A 2,592-nucleotide genomic window follows, 5' to 3' on the forward strand; every position below is an offset into this window, starting at 1 on the left:
TTGCGGTGCGACCCAAGGGCGATTTACTCGCCCTAGGAGGCGCGCACCGGAAGGGACTTTGAAGGTCTTATTCCCCCCAGAATTGGGGGGTTAGGGGGGCAAAACCATACCCAGAATAAGCAACGCCGGTGTATCCTTTCCTAGTAAAGCATTAGTCAAGTAATCATAGGAATGGGTAAATTAATGACGATAGAACACCTAAAAGGGGGGGGCAAGGATACCTAAATCTATCCTTTTCTGTTAATACATATATCAGATCATTTGTCAAATCCTAGACAAGTGTGGCATAAGGGAGGAGTGTGGGTAATTCCGTTACCCATCCGTTGCCCATCATCCCCACCTTTACTGAGTTACCAGCTCATAACTTTCCGGGTCAGCTTTGAGGACAAACATATCCCCATATTGAACTACTTCCCCAGTGATGCGGATAGGGTCAGCTACCTTATCCAAAATCCGAGAGTTAACCGCCTGGTTTTGCCGATCTACTAGGAGCAGATAAAGATTATCCCCCTGCTGATTGTACACGAAGAACACCGGAGGAACACCACCACTGATGCAGCGAATAGCACAGGAGCGATGGGTTTTAGTTTGTCCTGGTTTCATCACCCCGGGGTAGCATTTACTGTCTACAATCTCTCCTAAGAGGGAGAACTCACCAAGAGATTTACCCGCATCCGGTTTCACTGCTCCCGAAGGAGCGTCAATTGCCTCTGCAGAGCGAGCTGCTATCACCGTAAGGTTGTTGCGATAAACTGGACTACCGGTTAGCTTGACCCACTTTCCCACTTGATCCAAGACGCTGGACCTGGGTGAGGTTTTTCCCGGACCCGTCAGCAAGTAGCGAGAGTAGGGGGCTTGGAAGGAGGTATCCCCTGGACGGGGTACCAGCAAGTGAGGAACAGGTTTTCCTAAGAGCAACCCTTCAAACTCTTGAGCCTTATTGACCTTTCCAGAATTAAACTGGTCATGAATTAAGGGGAAGACAGCCCCTAGAATCAGAATCACCAGGGCTAGGACGGGAATCAATATTAACAGAAACCGTTTGATAGCGGTAGGCACCTTACCATAACCGATATAAAATTCATCGGTGTTTTGACCTTGGCTGTTGGTACTCACGTCTTTTCCTCCATGGCGATTACAGCAGGACTAACGCTGGTACCAGGAAGGTTCGGTATAGTTTTCACTAAAATGCGATCGCCCTCTAATTTAATATCAAACGTAGGGATTTTTTCTGTAAACGGTGGCGGGGAAGCACCGTTTTCTGGCAGATACTGGTAGCCGTGCCATGGACAGGTGATGCAGCCATCCACAATTTTTCCCTCCCCTAGAGGGCCATTCTGATGCTGACAGACGTTGGAAACAGCAGAAATCTTACCGTCATACTTAAAAATTGCCACCCGCTCGCCCCCGAGAGTGACTATCTTAGCTCGCTTTTCCGGGATTTCTGCGATGCTGCCCGCATCCACAAATTCTTCGTTTCCTGTAACAAGCTCCTGATTGTCCTGCCCGAACTCCCGAATCCCTGCTGCCAAATGCACTCCCACAATCCACACTAGTCCAACACCAACAGCAAGGGTCAGAACTGGATCCGTGTTAGTTTGCAGTGCTCCTAGCAGGACATGACCTGTCAGTAGTCCGTAGGCAAGATAAACGCTCATATGTAAACCTTTCCAAACCGGAGCCGTTAGGTTAGCCAGCCAGAAATCGTGGCTAGTGGCTGCCATTAGGAACAAGATCACCAGGGGAACAAATCCCAAAACCTGGAAGGGAAAGCGAATAAAGGTAAGATAGTTAGTATTGCTCACAAACAGACTGACCAGAGGTTCGAGATTGCCGAAGTCGTGGTACCATTGCAGGCCAAGGCGGGTGTGCTGGAGAGCCAAGAAGAACATCGTAACCCCCATATGACGCCGATTGTAGAGGAGGGGATAGAATTTTGGACTCAGGCGAGTTAGCGGACCAATGGATAAGATCACATGCAACAGGATGAAAGCAGCTGAGCCAAAGGCGCGAATCCTGACTCCCCTGATGTCGATGTTGCTATCGAACCACTGGGTAACATTGATGAAAAGTACAATATAAAGGGCAACTAGGCTCAGAAGGATAGCATCGTAAATAAACTTCTGGCGGTTCCACAGAACAGCTTTATAGGCAACACTCATTTTTTTACTAAAGGTTAATTGCTATTGCTATTGCTCATTATTCATTAGTTATTAGTTATTATTAACTATCAGTAAACCTTCTTTTATTTACTAAGCACTAATAACGATAAAGTCTAGTCAGTTTGGCTGGCAATGGTAGAGCTGTAATCAGCTTTTGTTGCCCCTGGCTGTATATCAGCAAATGTCCCGCTTTGCCTCGCACACTGGGAGGAAGCAAAAATTGTTTACGAGATAACCCGGCCAGATTGCCTAGCAGTATTGAGCGGACGCTAATTTCTGTGGGGGCTTTTTGCCTAGGGTCCACCTAACAAAAATAGGCAAGATACGCTACAAATTCATTCTCCAATTCCCCTACCGCTAAGTCTTCGACTATAACGGGAGTACCCTTGGAGTTGAATGATGGAATAGGGAAATACCTTTTCTATACTTC

At 47.3% G+C, this 2,592-nt stretch carries 2 protein-coding genes; both read right to left on the reverse strand.

The window, feature by feature from the left end:
• Positions 1 to 342: 342 nt before the first annotated feature.
• Positions 343 to 1,116, reverse strand: a complete 774-nt coding sequence (locus F6K20_RS33485) for a hypothetical protein (RefSeq protein WP_287248792.1) — start codon at positions 1,114 to 1,116, stop codon at positions 343 to 345.
• Positions 1,113 to 2,162, reverse strand: coding sequence for a Rieske 2Fe-2S domain-containing protein (locus F6K20_RS33490; protein ID WP_008177765.1), 1,050 nt, complete (start codon positions 2,160 to 2,162; stop codon positions 1,113 to 1,115). The genes F6K20_RS33485 and F6K20_RS33490 overlap by 4 nt, the downstream gene beginning before the upstream one ends.
• Between the last annotated feature and the right edge of the window lie 430 nt (positions 2,163 to 2,592).

Source organism: Moorena sp. SIO2C4, from assembly GCF_010672485.1.
GTDB classification, from domain to species: Bacteria; Cyanobacteriota; Cyanobacteriia; order Cyanobacteriales; family Coleofasciculaceae; genus Moorena; species Moorena producens.